Genomic DNA, 15,806 nt, shown 5'->3' with positions numbered 1-15,806 from the left:
GTCCCGGGTTCGGCGGCTACCGGCTCGGGCACCGTCTCGGAGCGGTTGGTTCCGGGTTCGGCGGCTGTCGGCTCGGGGGCGGTGTCGGAGCGGTTGGTTCCGGGTTCGGCGGCTGTCGGTTCGGGGACCGTGTCGGAGCGGTCGGTTCCGGGTTCGGCGGCTGTCGGTTCGGGGACCGTGTCGGAACGGACGGTCCCGGGTTCGGCCGCCGTCAGTTCGGGCACCGTCTCCGAACGGGCGGTCCCGGGTTCGGCCCCCGCCGGCTCGGGCACCGTTACCGGATCCGCGGTCTCCGGTCCGCCGCCCACCAGCGTGGGCACCGTCACCGACGCCGGGCCGCGACCGCATCGAGTCGAGCCGGACATGACCACGACCGACAGGACCGACACCATCGCCCCGGACGTCCGCCTCCCCAGACCGCACCCTGCCCCACCCTCGCCCGCCGACGGCGCCTGGTCCGCCGACCCCTACTCCCTTGCCCTCGGCAGCGGGCGCGGCCCCCTCTTCCTGCGCCGCACCGACGGCTGGCTGCTGCCGTTGGACGTGGAGCGCTGGTGCGCGGAGGCCGACGCGGCGGATCTGGAGGTGCTGCGGCGCTGTGAGGGCGCGGTGCTCGACGTCGGATGCGGACCGGGGCGGCTGGTCGCGGCGCTGAGCCGGCAGGGTCGGCGCGTGCTCGGCATCGACGTCAGCGAGGCCGCCGTGGCGCGCACGCTGCGGCTCGGCGCACCGGCGTTGCGGCGCTCCGTCTTCGAACCCCTGCCCGGCGAGGGCCGCTGGGGCACCGCCCTGCTCATCGACGGCAACATCGGCATCGGCGGCGATCCGGCGGCCCTGCTCGCCCGGACCGGCCGACTCCTCGCCCCCGGCGGCCTGTTGATCGCCGAGACCGTGCCGGACCTCGACCTCGACGAACGCGTCCAGGTGCATGTCACCGACGCCCGCGGAGCGACCGGCACCGCCTTCCCCTGGGCCCGCCTCGGCACGCCCGCCCTGCTGCGATACGCGGAGCGCGCCGGTTGGCACACCGTCGCCCGGTGGACGGCGGGGGGCCGTTCCTTCGCCGCCCTGCGCAGCGACCGGCGGACCTCGGCGTCGTCGAGCCGGTGATCGCCGCGAGAGGCCGCCTCAGGTCAGGCCCCTTGACTCGTCAGTGACACTCGTACGTCGGAACCGCTGGACGGCGTATGCCGGCGGCTCCGTGTGCGCGCGCTGGTCACCGTCCGGCGCGCCCACCTGCGCGGCATCCGACGGGGCCGGTGCGGCCGTTCGAATTTCTGCAACACGAGCGGTCTAGACTCGACCAGCGACGGCCTGCGTGAATGGCCGGAACGGAACGGTCAGTCTCCGCCAATTCCGAAGGACATTCGGCGTTTTGATACGGATAGATTCAGTCACCAAGCGCTACCCGGACGGCACGGTGGCGGTCGACCGGCTCTCGCTGGAGATACCCGACCGCTCGATCACCGTTCTCGTCGGGCCCTCGGGCTGCGGCAAGACGACCACCCTGAGGATGATCAACCGGATGGTCGAGCCCAGCGAGGGCACCATCCTCATCGACGGCGTGGACAGCCGCCAGCAGCCGGTCAACACCCTGCGCCGGTCCATGGGTTACGTCATCCAGAACGCCGGACTCTTCCAGCACCGCACGATCCTCGACAACATCGCCACCGTGCCCCGCATGCTCGGCTGGGGCAAGGAGAGGGCCCGCTCCCGGGCCCGCGAGCTGATGGAGCGGGTGGGCCTCGACGGCGCCCTCGCCAAGCGGTACCCGTACCAGCTCTCCGGCGGCCAGCAGCAGCGCGTCGGCGTGGCACGGGCCCTCGCGGCCGATCCGCCGGTGCTGCTCATGGACGAGCCGTTCTCGGCCGTGGACCCCGTGGTGCGCAAGGGACTCCAGGACGAACTGCTGCGCATCCAGGAGGAGCTCGGCAAGACCATCGTCTTCGTCACCCACGACATCGACGAGGCCGTCAAGCTCGGCACGATGGTCGCCGTGCTGCGCACCGGCGGCAGACTCGCCCAGTTCGCCCCGCCCGCCGAACTGCTCTCCCACCCCGCCGACGCGTTCGTCGAGGACTTCCTCGGCGCCGACCGCGGCATCCGGCGGCTGTCCTTCTTCCCCGCCGCCGGCCTCGACCTGCTGACCGGGCCCGTCGTGGCCGTCGACGCCACCGCCGAGCGGATCGCCGCGCACGACACGACCGAGGCGCCCTACCTCCTGGTCACGGACACCGACGGCAAGCCGCTCGGCTGGAGCGAGCCGGGGGACCTGACCGCGGGGTCCGTCAAGGCGGAGCGACTCCTGCCCTACGGGCGGCCGTTCGTCCCCGGCACGGACTCGCTGCGCGCCGCACTGGACTGCGCCGTGCTCTCGCCCACCGGCTGGGCCGTCGCCGTGGACGCCGACGGCCGGGCCACCGGGGTCGTCTCCCAGCAGACCATCGCCGAGGCCATCCGGGGCGCCCATGCCGAGGGCGGGGCACGTGACGCCGCCGGCGGCGACTCCGACGGGCGGGGCGAAGGCCGTACGGACGTGAAGGTCGCCGGATGAACTGGGACCGCTTCTTCGACATCCCCAGCGACCTCCAGCACAGCTGGCTCGGACTGGTCGGACTCCATCTGCGCGAGGCCCTGCTGCCGGTGCTGGCCGGACTGCTGATCTCCCTGCCGCTGGCCCAGCTGTGCGTGCGGCTGCGCTGGCTGTACCCGCCGGTGCTGTGGGTGACGACCGTGCTGTACGCCATCCCCTCGCTGGCCTTCTTCGTCCTGCTCATCGACTACACCGGCCAGACCGAGCTGACGGTGATGATCCCGCTCACCGTCTACAGCCTCGTCGTCCTGGTCCCGGCGATCGTCGACGGCGTGCGCTCGGTGCCCCAGGAGACCCTCGCCGCCGCCACGGCCATGGGCTTCGGCCCCGTACGCCGGTATGTGCAGGTGCAGTTGCCGATCGCGGTGCCGGCGATCATCGCCGGGCTGCGCGTGGCGACCGTGTCCAGCATCAGCCTCGTCAGCGTCGGCGCCCTCATCGGCAACCAGGGCGCGCTCGGCAACATGATCAACGACGCGAACATCTACAACCGGCCCGAACTCGCGCTGAACGCCGTGCTCAGCATGGCCGTCCTGGCGATCCTCGCCGACGCCCTGCTGGTCGCCGTACGCGTACTGCTGACGCCGTGGATGCCGCGCCGCTCGCGCCCGACACCGAAGGCCGACCGGCCCGAACCGGCGGCCGAAGTCCTGGAGGACGCAGCCCGGTGAACCTCTTCCACTTCATCAGCGACTTCTTCAACGACAGCGCCCACTGGCAGGGCTACGACGGCATCCCCACCCGCGTGGCGGAGCACATCCAGTACACCCTCCAGGCGCTCGGCATCGCCGCCCTGATCGCGCTGCCGGTCGGCCTGGTCACCGGCCACTACGGACGCGGCGGCAACGCCCTCGCCTTCATCGCCGTCGCCGGGCGGGCCCTGCCCACCTTCGGCCTGCTGGTGCTGATGACGCTGCTGGTGGGCTTCGGCATGGTCAATGTGATGACCCCGCTGGTCATCCTCGCCGTCCCGCCGATCCTCGTCACCACCTACGAGGCGATGCGCTCCGTCGACCCGTCGCCGGTGGACGCCGCCCGGGGCATGGGCATGGGCGAGTGGGGGGTCCTCTTCCAGGTCGAGGTCCCGGCGGCGCTCCCCCTGATCCTCAGCGGCCTGCGCTCCGCGGCCATCCAGATCGTCTCGACGGCCACCATCGCCGCGTACGTCGCCCTGGGCGGCCTCGGCCGCTACATCGTCGACGGCCTCTACCAGCGCAACTACGAGAAGGTGGTGGGCGGGGCCACCCTGGTGGCAGGGCTGGCCCTGGTGACCCTGGCCGTCTTCTGGGCGGCGGGCCGCTTCGCGGTGTCACCGGGGGTGCGCAGGCGGGCGTGAGAGACCTTCGCGGAGCAGAGGGCGGTTCGACAACTTCCTGAGGGGCGCGGGCCGTATCGACGTGCGGCTCCGCCGCGTGGGCGCGACCGGCCACGACGGTGCCGCAGCCGGACTGCGGCTCGGCGGCGGCCCTGCCGTCAGGCCTCCGTGCGGGCCAGCGCCAACTCCAGTACGACCAGCAGGGCGTCCCGTACCGAGCCGCGCTCCCGGGCGTCGAAGACGACGACCGGGACGCCCTCGGTGACGTCGAGGGCCCAGCGGATCTCCTCCATGGTGTGCTCGACCTTGCCGTCGAAGGCGTTGGCGGCCACCGCGAAGGGGATGCCCCGGTGCTCGAAGTAGTCGACGGCGGCATAGCAGTCGTCCAGGCGCCGGGTGTCGACGATGACCAGCCCGCCGACCGCGCCCTCGACGATGTCGTCCCACATGAACCCGAACCGCTCCTGGCCGGGCGTGCCGAACAGATACAGCTTCAGCGTCGGGTCGATGGTGAGGCAGCCGAAGTCCATGGCCACGGTGGTCGTGGTCTTCAGCGGGGTGTGCGTGAGGTCGTCGACGCCCGCCGCGACCTCCGTGATGGCGGCCTCGGTGGTCAGCGGCTCGATCTCGGAGATCGCGCCCACGGCGGTGGTCTTGCCCACGCCGAAGCCGCCCGAGATCACCATCTTGACCGGCAACGGCGGTCGTACGGTCGCCGGTTCAGTCGCTGTCACTCAGAACCCCTCGTGCGTCGGGGATGGCGCGCAGGCCGTCGATGACCCTGCGCAGGACGGATGCGTCGTGGACGACGCCGGAGTCGGGCACGTGCACCGTCAGCTGCCCCGCCGCGCGCAGGTCCTCGGCGAGGACGCGCACCACGTTCAGGTGCAGCCGCAGCCGGGCCGCGATCTCCGCGAGGGACTGCGGCATCCGGCACACGGCGACGATGTCGTGCTGTTCGAAGGAGAGCCGGTCGAGCGCGTCGAGCCCCTCGGCGGTGGCCACCACCTGGGTCTCGACGGGCAGCGACGGGCCGTCGCCGCCGTCCGCCACCCGGCCGGCGGTGAGCAGGAACGGCCGCACGGCGGAGGCGAAGCCGGCCGGGTCCGGACCGCTGGGTCGCGGTGGTGGGGTGCCGTCCGCCATGGCTTGTCCGTTCCCGGGTCAGCGACCCGACGCGGCGCCGACGCTGTTCTTCAGCTCCAGCACGAGCTGCGGGCTGAGAGCGGCACCGGCGCGGTTGGCGAACACGGTCATCTCGTAGGCGATGTTGCCGAGCTTGGCCTCCTTGTCGGCGACCACGCCGAGCACGGCACCGCTGCCGATCGCGGAGACCAGGACGTGGCCGCCCTCCAGGTCGATGATGACCTTGTTCAGGCCGCCGAGACCGTAGTTGCCGGAGGCTCCGGCGGCCAGGCTCGTGATGCCCGAGACGATCGCGGCGAGCCGCTCGGAGTCGGCCTGCTCACGCAGCTCGGACACGGCGATGAGCAGCCCGTCGGACGAGACGGCGATGGCGTCCACGACGCCGGCCGTCTCCTTCGCGAAGCGGTTCAGCAGCCAGGTGAAGTCGGCTGCGGCGGCCTTCAGTTCGGCCGGCGTGGCGCCTTCCGCCGGGGTGCCACCTGTCGACGTGCTCACTGCTGCGCTCCTTCCGGGAGGTCGTTCTGTTCGTGCGTGCGGGGGGTTGTGTGTGGGGCGGTCTGATCCTCATGGCCGCCGTCGCCGGTGTCGTTGCTGTCGCGGTTCGCCCGTTCGACGGCCGCCTCGAACTCCTCCAGCGCGGCCCGCACCTCGTTGGCGTCCACGGCCGGCGCGGCCTGCCGCGGCACCGGGCGCCGCTCGGCGGTGTCGACGCCCGACGTGCGCAGGGTCGCACCGCGGACCCGCCGCCGCAGCGGCCGGGCCCCGGCGATCGCCGGCGCCCCGTTCGGAGCGGCCTCCGGCGCGGACTCGCGCGGGGCCACCCGGCGGGGGAGGGGCCGCGGACCGTCGGAGTCGCCGTCGTCGTCCTGTACGGCGTCCACCTCGGCGGCGGGCGAGGGCACCGGTCCGGTGGGCGTCAGGGCAGGAGCGGCAGGAGCGGCCGGAGGCACAGGAGCGGCAGAGCCGTCGTCCGCCGCCTCCGGGGCCTTCGCGGCCGCGGCGACCGCCGTCAGCGCCGCCGTGGCCGTCGCCCCCGTCGTGCTGCCCGTCACCAGCAGCGAGGACGGCACCGTCACCTCGGCCGTGACGCCGCCGCCCGGGGTGCGCGACAGGGCGACCGTGATCTCCCAGCGGCGGGCCAGCGTACCGACCACGAACAGACCTAGGACCTTCGTCGGTACGACGTCCAGCCGCTCGCGGCGGATCAGGCGCGCGTTCTCCTCGTCGAGCCGCTCGGGGCTCATGCCCAGGCCGTGGTCGGCGACCACGACGACCGCGTCGTCGCCGGAGACGGACACCGACACCTCGACCGGGCTGCCCTCCGGCGAGAACGACGCCGCGTTCTCCAGGAGTTCGGCCATCATCAGCGTCAGGTCGCCGATGACCTCCGGCTGAACCCTGACCTCGGTCCGCGCACGCATCTCCACGCGCCGGTAACCCTCGATCTGGCCGAGTGAGGCACGTACGACGTTGGTGAGCGAGGTGGGCCCGGCGTCCAGGACGGCCTCGTGGATGCCGGCGAGCAGCATCAGGCTGTCGGCGTTGCGGCGCAGCCGGACCGCGATGTGGTCGATGGAGTACAGCCGCTCCAGCAGCGCGGGGTCCGTCTCGCCCCGCTCCACCGCGTCGATCAGGGCGAGCTGCCGTGTCGTGAGGTTGCTGACCCGGCGGCCCACGTTGCCGAACATCTCGGCGACGTTGCGCCGGCTGAGCACCTGCCGCTCCAGCAGCGCGGCGGCGGTGGTCTGCACCTGGTTGAACGCCTCGGCGAGTTCGCCGATCTCGTCGCGGGCCGTCACCGGCATCTCGCGCAGCCGCGGCGGACCGTCGTCCTCGGCGTCGTCGTCGGCCACCCGGGCCAGCTCGCGCTCGGCGACGTCGGCGACCTGCCGCGCGGCGCCGGTGAGGGCCTGCACGGGGCGGACCACCGAGCGGCGCACCAGCATCGCGAGGACCAGCCAGACGGCGAAGCCGAGCAGGGCGGACCCGAGCAGCAGCACCGCGCGCCAGGCGGCCGAGTCGGAGGCCCTGTCCGCCTGGTCGGCGAGCTGGTGGATGAGCGAGGTGGTGATCGCCAGCCGGGTCTTCGCCTGGTCGCGGTAGGCGCCGTAGGAGTCCAGCGCGGTCGCGAGCGAGCTGCGGATCTCGGCCGGCGAATCGCCCTGCAAGGAGCCCGGGTCGATCTGGAGGTCGGTGTACTGGCGGCTGATGACGCTCTGTGCCGCGGTGTACTTGATGCCGTCTAGCTGCGCGGCCTGCGCCTCGGTCGCGAATCTGGCGAAACGTTCGGCCTGATGTGTGTACTCGTCGTAGGAGCCGATGGCGCCGATGAACTCGATGAGCGCGTTGGAGTCACCGGTCGACGCGGAGAAGACGCCGGTCTCGAAGGCGCTGTGGGCCGCGCCCGCGCGCAGCAGCGAGTCGAGGAGGTTGCCGGTGAACGTGGTGGCGAGGTCGGGATTGCGGTCCAGGGCCAGACCGTCGATGAGTCCCTTGGCGGCGTGCGTGTAGGCGGGGTCGATGTTGCTGGCGGGCAGATAGCTCTGCTCGACGGTGTCCCGCAGGCTGCTCAGGCCGGTGACGCTCTTGAGGGCCTGCGCCTCGGTGCCGGGCAGCCGGTCCCCGAAGGTGTCGCGCACCCGCTGGACCTGGGAGTCCACCATGGTCTGCGCGGTACGGTAGGCGGCGGACGAGGGCTCGTCGCCCTCGGAGGCCTCGTGCCGTACGGACAGCAGGATGGCCTGCTGGTGCTCGGCGGCCAGCCGGTCCACGAGCGTGGCGACCTCGGCGCTCTCCCGCACCAGCCGGGCGGCGTCCGACGCGTCGCGCGACTGCATGGTCTGCTCGGCGATGAGGTAGGCGAGCAGCACGGCGACCACGGCCAGCGGCACCCGGACGAGCAGATTCAGCTTGCGTCTGAAGGGCCAGCGGTCGGCGAAGTCGCGTATACGACGCGGGCGCAGTGCGCCCTCCTCGTTCGTGGACACCGAGTTGCCTCCTTCGTGGGCGTCGCACGGCGCGCGAGGTCTCACGTGACCGCTGTTGTTCGAAGTGAACCGGCTTTGTCCGGGGGACAGTACCGCCCTTTGAACGCCGTGACCGGAACTGTACGTCAAGAATCCGTTACAGCCCCCTGCACCCCAACCGTCCCGCCTTCACAGCACGGCACAACTGCCCGTTACCTTCCATTTTTTGAGGCCAATCGGTGACCTGACCGGTCTTGACTGACCGAGAAGCGGCTGGATTGGATCAGTGGAAGAGTTCTCCCAACCCCCTGAAACCGGAACGGGAACCGTGACTTTCACCGCTTCACGCAGCAGGTCCCTCAGGAACCATCCCGGCGCGGCCGCGGTCGCGCTCGCCGCGACGGCGGCGCTGCTGGCGGGATGTTCCTCCTCCGACGACAAGTCCGACCCTCTCGCCGGGGACGGGGCGAGCGGCGACACCGTCGTCGTCGGCTCCAACAACTTCGCCGAGTCCATCCTGCTCGCCGACATCTACGGCGAGGCCCTCAAGGCCAAGGGCATCAAGGTCACCTACAAGCCCAACATCGGCAGCCGCGAGACGACGTACGGCCTGCTCAAGAACGGTTCCATCACCGTTCTGCCCGAGTACAACGGCTCGTTGCTCGCCTACCTCGACCCGAAGGCCGAGCAGACCTCGGCCGACGCCGTGAACGAGGCGGTCAAGGGCAAGCTGGACGCCACCCTGACGCTGCTGGAGTCCTCGCCGGCCGAGGACAAGGACTCCGTCAGCATCAACGCGGAGACGGCGAAGAAGCACAAGCTCACCGCCGACTCCAGCCTCGAGGACCTCAAGGACATCGCCCCGGACCTGGTGATCGGCGGCTCGCCGGAGTTCCAGACCCGGCAGCAGGGCCTGAAGGGCCTGGAGTCCGAGTACGGGCTGAAGTTCAAGTCGTTCAAGGCGCTGGACGCGGGCGGCCCGCTGACCCAGGCGGCGCTGACGAAGAACACCGTGCAGGCCGCGGACATCTTCACGACCGACCCGACCATCACCAAGGAGGGCTTCGTCGTCCTGCAGGACCCGAAGAACCTCTTCGGCTACGCGAACGTGACCCCGCTCGTCTACAAGAGCGGACTGTCGAAGGAGGGCGTGGACGCCCTCAACGCGGTCTCGGCGAAGCTGGACACCAAGACCCTCCTGGACCTGGACTCCCAGGTCCAGCTGGAGAACAAGGACCCGCTGGACGTGGCCAAGGCCTGGCTGAAGACGGCCGGCCTCGGCTGACGTACGGCAGCTCTCGCGGGGTTGGGACGGGGCGTCCGTCACAACCCCGCCGTGCTGCTTCGGTGACCGGCCCGGAAGGTGGCGTCGCGGCGCTCGGAGGCCATGGGGACCGGCTCGGTACGCAGGGCTTGGCCGGCGTGCCTGACGCAGATCGAGGTCGCGTCAGTCGCACGGTCACGCTTGGCGGATTTCCGTAACCCGCTCCGTCACGGGCCCGAGTTCGGCACGCGCGCGTGCCGCCGCGCCGATCGCCACCGCATCGACGCCGAGCCCGGCCGGCCGCACGCCGATCGGATGGCCGCTGACGGGCGGCTCGGCGGTCAGCGCGGCGTGGATCGAGTGCTCCAGCAGCGCCCAGGAGCGGCTGACACCACCGCCGACGACCACCGTGGTGACGTCCAGCAGCCCGGCCGTGACGAGCAGCGCGCGGGCCACGGCGGCCCCCGCCTCCGCATACACGCCGACCGCGTGCACGTCGCCCGCGGCCGCCGCCTCGGCGACCTCCCTCGCGGTCAGCGGGACACCGGCGCGATCGGCGTACCGGGCGGCGATCGCCCGGCCGGAGGCCAGCGTCTCCAGGTGGCCGCGCCCGCCACACGTGCACGGCAGATCGCCGAAGCCGGGCACGTGCCCGATCTCGCCCGCCGCGCCGTGCGGGCCGCCGTACAGCCGCCCGTCGAGCCAGAGCGCCCCGCCGACGCCGGTGCCCAGGGTCAACCCGAGCACATGCGGCGCGCCCGCCACCGAACCGGCCGTCGCCTCGCCGCGCAGGAACGCGTTGACGTCGTTGTCCAGGAACGCCGGCACGCCCAGCGCCTCCTCGACCGCCGCCGTCACCGCGAACCCCGCCCAGCCCCGGAACGAGTCGCTCGCCACCAGCACCCGCCCCGCCCGCGCGTCCACCACGCCCGCCGCGCCCACCCCGACGCCGAGCAGCCGCGCGGGTGTACGGCCGAGCAGCAGCCGTACGGCGTCGAGCGCGGCGCCGACCATCGCCGCGCCGCCGTCCGCCGCCGGGGTGGGCACCCCGACGCGGTCCAGGACGCCCAGAGCCGGATCGCACAGCACCACCTGGGTCGTCGTACCGCCGATGTCGACGCCGGCCAGCACCGCACGCGTCACGCGCCGGCCCCCGTCCCGAGAGCCGCCCGGCTTTCCCGGCGCTGCCGTTGCAGCACCGGATCCGGCACGGGTACGGCCGCGATGAGCCGGCGCGTGTACTCCGTCTCCGGGTGCAGCAGGGTCGCCATGGTCGGCCCCTGTTCCTCGACCCGGCCGTTCCGCAGGACGACGACCCGTCGCGCGAACTCCTGGACGACGGCGAGGTCGTGGGAGACGAGCAGACAGGCGAACCCCAGCTCGCGCTGCAACTCGGCGATGGCCTCCAGCACGGTTCGCTGCACACTCACGTCCAGCGCGCTCGTCGGCTCGTCCGCGACCAGCAGCCGGGGCCGCAGCACCAGCGCCCGCGCGAGGCTCACCCGCTGACGCTGACCGCCGGACAGCTCTCGCGGCCCGCGGCCGGCCAACTCCGCCGGCAGCCGCACGAGTTCCAGCACCTCGGCGACCCTGGCCCGCCGCTCGGCGGACGTCATGCCCCGCCGGTGCACCCTGAGCGGCTCGGCGACGCACTGGGCCACGCTCATCCGCGCGTCCAGCGAGGCCACCGGATCCTGGAGCACCACACCGACGCCGGACAGCAGGGCACGGCGCCCCCGGCCCCGGGCACGCCCGAGGTCGGTCCCGAACAGCGACACCGAGCCGGAGGCGGGCGCGACGAGCCCGAGCGCGACCCTGGCCGCGGTCGACTTGCCCGACCCGGACTCGCCCACGAGCCCGACGGTGTCGCCGGGGCGCACGTCGAAGGAGACACCGTCGAGGGCCCGCACCCGCCCGAACCGCACGGACACGTCACGCAGCCGCACGACGGGCGGCTCCTGGGGCGCGGGGGCGTCCGTGCCGCTGAGCCGCAGCCGGGGCACCGCAGCCAACAGGCTCTGCGTGTACTCGTGCCGCGGCCGCAGCAGCACGTCCTCCACCGTCCCCGTCTCCACGATCCCACCGCGCAGCATCACGGCGACCCGGTCCGCGAAGTCGGCGACCACGCCCATGTTGTGCGTGACCAGCAGGACGCCCGTGCCCGAGTCGGCCGCCAGCCGGCGCAGCAGATCCAGGATCTCGGCCTGCACGGTCACGTCGAGCGCCGTGGTCGGTTCGTCGGCGACGAGCAGGGCCGGTGAGTTGGCGATCGCCATGGCGATGACGACCCGCTGCCGCTGCCCGCCCGACAACTGGAAGGGGAAGGCGGAAGCCCGCCTCTCGGGCTCGGGGATCCCGACGCGCCGCAGGAGCTCGACCGCCACGCGGGCGGCCTGCGACCGTGCGACCTTGCGGTGGTTGCGTACGACCTCCGCGATCTGGGCGCCGACCCGGGTCAGCGGATCGAGGGCGGTGGCCGGCTCCTGGAAGACCATGGAGGCGGTACGGCCCCGCAGCCGGGCCAGCGCGGCCTCCGGCGCGCCCACCACGTCGGTGCCGTCGACCGTCACCCGCCCCGAGGCCCGCGCGCTGCCCGGCAGCAGCCCCATCGTCGCCAGCGCCACCGTCGACTTGCCGGACCCCGACTCACCGACCAGGGCCAGCGTCTCGCCGGGCCGTACGTGCAGCGACACCTCACGCACGGCCGGCACGTCACCCGTGCCGGTGGAGAAGGTCACGCCCAGATCGGCGATCTCCAGGATGTTCATCCGCGTCCCTTCACGTCGAAGGCGTCGCGCAGCCCGTCGCCGATCGCGTTGAACGCGCACACGACGAGGATGATGGCGAGGCCCGGCGGAACGATGAGCCACCAGCGCCCGGAGTACGCCGCCGTGAGGCCGGCGGACAGCATGCCGCCCCAGTCGGTCTTCGGCGGCTGGACGCCCAGCCCGAGATACGAGACGTACGCGACCAGCAGGATCGCGTCGGCGATCTGGAAGGTGGCCGCCACGACGATCGTCGACACCGAGTTCGGCAGGATGTGCCGCCGGATCGCCCGCCCGTGGGTGCCGCCCGTCGCCCGCAGGGTCAGCACGTAGTCCCGGTTCTTGAGCGTGAGGGTCTCCGCCCGCACCAGCCGGGACGGCATCAGCCAGGACACCAGACCGAGGATCAGGATCAGCCCGGGCGTGCCCGGCGAGGTGATCGCGGAGACCACCAGCAGGATGAACAGGGCGGGGATCGCGATCCCGGCGTCCACGACCCGCATCATCACCGCGTCCACCCAGCCGCCCGCATACCCCGCCACCGCGCCCCACAGCGTCCCGATGACGGTCGCCAGCACCCCGGCCGTCAGCCCGACGAGCAGCGAGACCTGCCCGCCGTACATGAGCCGCCCGAGCTGGTCGTGCCCGACGGCGTCGGTGCCGAGCCAATGGGAGCCGCTGGGCGGGAGGTTGACCTGGGTGAGGTCGGTGTGGGTCTGGTCCGTCGAGTAGAGGAGCGGACCGAGGAAGCAGAAGAGCAGGAAGAGACCCACGACCGATACGCCGGCCACCGCAAGCTTGTTGCGCGCGAAGCGCGCTCCAAGGGGCGTGGGGAACTGCGCGACAAGCCCCCGCCGGCCCGCAGTCTCAACACGACCACTCACGCCGGCCCCTCCTTCACCCGAGGATCGACAACCCGCTGCACCACATCCGCGAGCAAGGTCCCCACCACCGTCGCCACGGAAATGACGAGCACGCACCCCAGCAGCACCGGATAGTCCGACGACTGGGCAGCGCTCCAGAACAGCAGCCCCATCCCCGGATAGTTGAAGAGCTGCTCGACCACCAACGCCCCGCCGAACAGCACCGGCACGTAGTACCCGAGCATCGCCACCACCGGCGTCAGGGAGTTCCGGAACACATGCCGGAACAGGACCGCGTACTGCCCGGCACCCCCGGCACGCGCCGTGCGCACATAGTCCTCGGACAGGTTCTCCAGCGTCGCCGCCCGCATGTACCGGCTGAACACGGCGACCATCGACGCGGCCCCCGTCACCACCGGCAGCACGAGCGCCGCCGGATCCGCCAACACCTGCGCCAGGGTGTCCCCTTGGGGCGCCTGGGAGGGGAACCAGCGCAGGGTCTGCGTGAACACCAGCACCAGGATCAGGCCGAGGAAGTACACCGGCGTCGCGTACGCCACGAAGCTCAGCGTGGTGATGACGTAGTCGGCCGGCCTGTTGCGCCGCACCGCCTGCCACATGCCGAGCGGAACGGCCAGCAGCAGCCCCACCAGCGCGGACAGCAGGGTCAGCACCAGTGTCTTCGGCAGCCGTTGCCCGATCAGCCGGGAGACCGCCTCGTTGAGCGTGTACGACGTCCCGAGGTCGCCCTGCGCCAACTCACGCAGGTAGAAGACGTACTGGACGGGCAGCGGCCGGTCGAGCCCCTGCTCGTGGTTGAACGCGGCGATCTGCTGGGCCGTGGCCTGCGGGCCGAGGATCCCGCGTGCGGGTCCTCCGGGCAGCGCGTGCAGCAGGCAGAAGACCACGATCGTGACGATCAGGATCACGGCGAGGGCCTGGAGCAGCCGGCGGCCGAGGTACAGGAGGGTGTCCATGCGTCAGCCGGTCCACTTCCACTGCGCCGGGTGGAAGTTGGCGAGCGAGTCCTGGGCGAAGCCGCCGAGGCCCTTGCGGACGACCGAGATCTGATAGACGGGCTCCGGCAGCCAGATCACCGGCAGGTCCTCGGCGAGGGCGGCGCTGTAGTCCTGTACGGCCTTGGTCGAACTCGACGTCGTGGAGGCGGAGATGAGCTTGTCGACAGCCGGGTTGGAATAGTTGCCGAAGTTCGAGCCGCCGCCGGACTGGAACAACGAGTCACCGGTCGGGAAGGCGGGGAAGTACCAGCTGCCCGCCGTGCCGAAGAACGACAGCTGCCACTTGCAGATCGGCCGGTCCGCCTCGCACTGCGGGGTCTGAGCCAGCACGGAGTTGACGGGCGCGGTCCTGATCGTGAACTTGATGCCGGTCTTCGCGAGCGAGGACTGGATCGCGCTCATCATGTTGTCCGTGACCGTGGACCCGGACTGTGACAGCACCTGCATCTCGAACTTCGTGCCCTCGGCGACTCCCGCACCGCACCGGTCGGCTCCGGTACCGGGGGCAGTACAGGTCATGACCCCGCCCCGCTCGGTCCAGCCGTGGCCGGTCAGCAGCTTCCGGGCGGCCGTCGTGGAGTACGGATACGGGTTGTCCTGCTGTGCCTGTGAGACGAAGTCGGACGCCTGCCCCTGCGGGACCGGACCGTAGCCGGCGACCGCCGTGCCGTTGAAGACGACCTCGGCGAGACTCTTCTGGTCGATGGAACGCTGCACGGCCTGGCGGGCGTACAGCTGCTTGAACACGGCGCCCATCGCCGGGTTGTTGAAGTTGTACGGCATGTAGGTGATCGCCCAGCCGGACCACGGCTTCACCTCGTACCCCTGCGCGGTGAAGCTGTCCTTCTGATCGAGGTCGGTCGCCTCGATGTAGCCGTAGTCGACCGTGCCGGAGCGCAGGGCGTTCTTCTCGGCCTCCGCCGTGGTGAAGGGGAGCAGGTTCACCGTCGGGACGGCCGGCTTCTCACCGCCGTCGTACTTCGTGTTCGCGGTGAGGACGACCTTGCCGGCCGTGGAGTACGACTTGACCGCGTACGGCCCGCTGATGGTCTTCCACAGCGCGTTCCTCTCGTAGCCGGCGATGTTCTTCGCGGCGTCGTTGAGGTCCTTCCACACCTGCTTCGCACCGCCGCCCTTGTCCCAGACGTGCTGCGGGAGCGGAGTGATGGAGCTCAGCTCGTTGGCCAGCATCCACTGCGGGTTGTAGGCCTTGTCGAAGGTGATCGTGAAATGGCGGTCGTCCTCGGCCTCGAAAGAGGTCCAGTTGTCCGGCGCCTGACCGGGGTTGTACCCCGCCCACTCCTTCTTGTTCGCCTTGATCAGGTCGAACCAGAACCGGACGTCTCGGGAGGTGATCGGCTTGCCGTCGCTCCAGTGCCGGTCGCCCAGGGTGATCCGCACGCTCTTGCCGCCGGACGCGAAGTCGGCGGCGGTGGCGACCGAACCGGCTTTGTTCCAACCGATCTCGCCGGTGGAGCCGTCGTAGGCGATGAGCGGCTCCCACAGCGTGTTCGCGATGGAGATGTTGTTGGTGTTCAGATGCGCCGCGGTACCGATCGGCAGGATCCAGTTCGGCGTGAAGTTCGCGGGCAGCGCGTAGTTGATGGAGTCGCGTGATCCGGACGACGCGCCGCTGCTCCCGGAGCAGCCCGCGAGCAGCAGTGTGCCGGCGGACAGGGCGGCGGCTCCGGCGAGTCTTGTGCGAGCAGGGGACATGGCTCTCCTCAGGGGACAGAAGCGAGGTGCAGTCAGTGAAAGCCCCGGCTGTTCGAAGAAACAGGAGTGCCGCTGTAAAAAGTATGTTTCTGCTGTTCTGGAAATAGCCGGAAGAGGTCTCCGCGGGCCTACTCTCGCTGTCCCGGCCGCAGAAGACGG

At 71.4% G+C, this 15,806-nt stretch carries 14 protein-coding genes; 5 read left to right on the top strand and 9 right to left on the bottom strand.

Going from position 1 to position 15,806, the window contains the following annotated elements:
* Positions 1-363: 363 nt before the first annotated feature.
* The 4 genes from AC3ETA_RS11130 (at position 364) to AC3ETA_RS11115 (ending at position 3,929) form a co-directional block, all read left to right on the top strand.
* Positions 364-1,110 (top strand): class I SAM-dependent methyltransferase, encoded by a 747-nt coding sequence (locus AC3ETA_RS11130; RefSeq protein WP_432192669.1) that lies wholly within the window; start codon positions 364-366, stop codon positions 1,108-1,110.
* Positions 1,111-1,375: 265 nt separating this feature from the next.
* Complete coding sequence (locus tag AC3ETA_RS11125; RefSeq protein WP_432192668.1) at positions 1,376-2,554, top strand: ABC transporter ATP-binding protein; 1,179 nt, start codon at positions 1,376-1,378, stop codon at positions 2,552-2,554.
* A complete protein-coding gene (locus AC3ETA_RS11120) occupies positions 2,551-3,264 on the top strand; it encodes an ABC transporter permease (protein ID WP_432192667.1) in 714 nt (237 codons plus the stop codon). Before AC3ETA_RS11125 ends, AC3ETA_RS11120 begins: the two co-directional genes overlap by 4 nt.
* Positions 3,261-3,929, top strand: coding sequence for an ABC transporter permease (locus AC3ETA_RS11115; protein ID WP_432192666.1), 669 nt, complete (start codon positions 3,261-3,263; stop codon positions 3,927-3,929). The genes AC3ETA_RS11120 and AC3ETA_RS11115 overlap by 4 nt, the downstream gene beginning before the upstream one ends.
* Positions 3,930-4,066: 137 nt before the next feature.
* Here the strand turns inward: AC3ETA_RS11115 and AC3ETA_RS11110 are convergent, their stop codons facing one another.
* From AC3ETA_RS11110 to AC3ETA_RS11095, 4 genes are read right to left on the bottom strand one after another with little or no spacing between them, the layout of a single operon-like run.
* Positions 4,067-4,642, bottom strand: coding sequence for a GTP-binding protein (locus AC3ETA_RS11110; protein ID WP_381516555.1), 576 nt, complete (start codon positions 4,640-4,642; stop codon positions 4,067-4,069).
* Entirely contained in the window at positions 4,629-5,054 is a 426-nt protein-coding gene (locus AC3ETA_RS11105; protein WP_126901561.1) for a DUF742 domain-containing protein, read from the bottom strand. Before AC3ETA_RS11105 ends, AC3ETA_RS11110 begins: the two co-directional genes overlap by 14 nt.
* An 18-nt stretch (positions 5,055-5,072) precedes the next feature.
* A complete protein-coding gene (locus AC3ETA_RS11100) occupies positions 5,073-5,549 on the bottom strand; it encodes a roadblock/LC7 domain-containing protein (RefSeq protein ID WP_030961655.1) in 477 nt (158 codons plus the stop codon).
* The gene (locus tag AC3ETA_RS11095; protein ID WP_432192665.1) at positions 5,546-8,041 is read right to left on the bottom strand and encodes a sensor histidine kinase; all 2,496 of its coding nucleotides are present in this window, start codon (positions 8,039-8,041) and stop codon (positions 5,546-5,548) included. The genes AC3ETA_RS11100 and AC3ETA_RS11095 overlap by 4 nt, the downstream gene beginning before the upstream one ends.
* A gap of 307 nt (positions 8,042-8,348) precedes the next feature.
* On the opposite strand from AC3ETA_RS11095, the gene AC3ETA_RS11090 reads away from it, so the two are divergent.
* On the top strand, positions 8,349-9,305 hold the full coding sequence (locus AC3ETA_RS11090) for an ABC transporter substrate-binding protein (protein ID WP_432192664.1): 957 nt from the start codon (positions 8,349-8,351) through the stop codon (positions 9,303-9,305).
* Between the two features lie 174 nt (positions 9,306-9,479).
* Here AC3ETA_RS11090 and AC3ETA_RS11085 read toward each other — a convergent pair whose 3' ends face one another.
* The 5 genes from AC3ETA_RS11085 to AC3ETA_RS11065 are packed head-to-tail and all read right to left on the bottom strand — an operon-like array spanning position 9,480 to position 15,647.
* Positions 9,480-10,427 (bottom strand): ROK family protein, encoded by a 948-nt coding sequence (locus AC3ETA_RS11085; RefSeq protein ID WP_432192663.1) that lies wholly within the window; start codon positions 10,425-10,427, stop codon positions 9,480-9,482.
* On the bottom strand, positions 10,424-12,052 hold the full coding sequence (locus AC3ETA_RS11080) for a dipeptide ABC transporter ATP-binding protein (protein WP_432192662.1): 1,629 nt from the start codon (positions 12,050-12,052) through the stop codon (positions 10,424-10,426). Before AC3ETA_RS11080 ends, AC3ETA_RS11085 begins: the two co-directional genes overlap by 4 nt.
* Positions 12,049-12,933, bottom strand: coding sequence for an ABC transporter permease (locus tag AC3ETA_RS11075; protein ID WP_432192661.1), 885 nt, complete (start codon positions 12,931-12,933; stop codon positions 12,049-12,051). The genes AC3ETA_RS11080 and AC3ETA_RS11075 overlap by 4 nt, the downstream gene beginning before the upstream one ends.
* Positions 12,930-13,889 (bottom strand): ABC transporter permease, encoded by a 960-nt coding sequence (locus tag AC3ETA_RS11070; protein ID WP_432192660.1) that lies wholly within the window; start codon positions 13,887-13,889, stop codon positions 12,930-12,932. Before AC3ETA_RS11070 ends, AC3ETA_RS11075 begins: the two co-directional genes overlap by 4 nt.
* 3 nt (positions 13,890-13,892) lie before the next feature.
* A complete protein-coding gene (locus AC3ETA_RS11065; protein WP_432192659.1) occupies positions 13,893-15,647 on the bottom strand; it encodes a peptide ABC transporter substrate-binding protein in 1,755 nt (584 codons plus the stop codon).
* Positions 15,648-15,806: the final 159 nt, after the last annotated feature.

This window comes from Streptomyces sp. bgisy027 (assembly GCF_057710365.1).
This window is presented reverse-complemented; position numbering and strand designations above follow the sequence as displayed.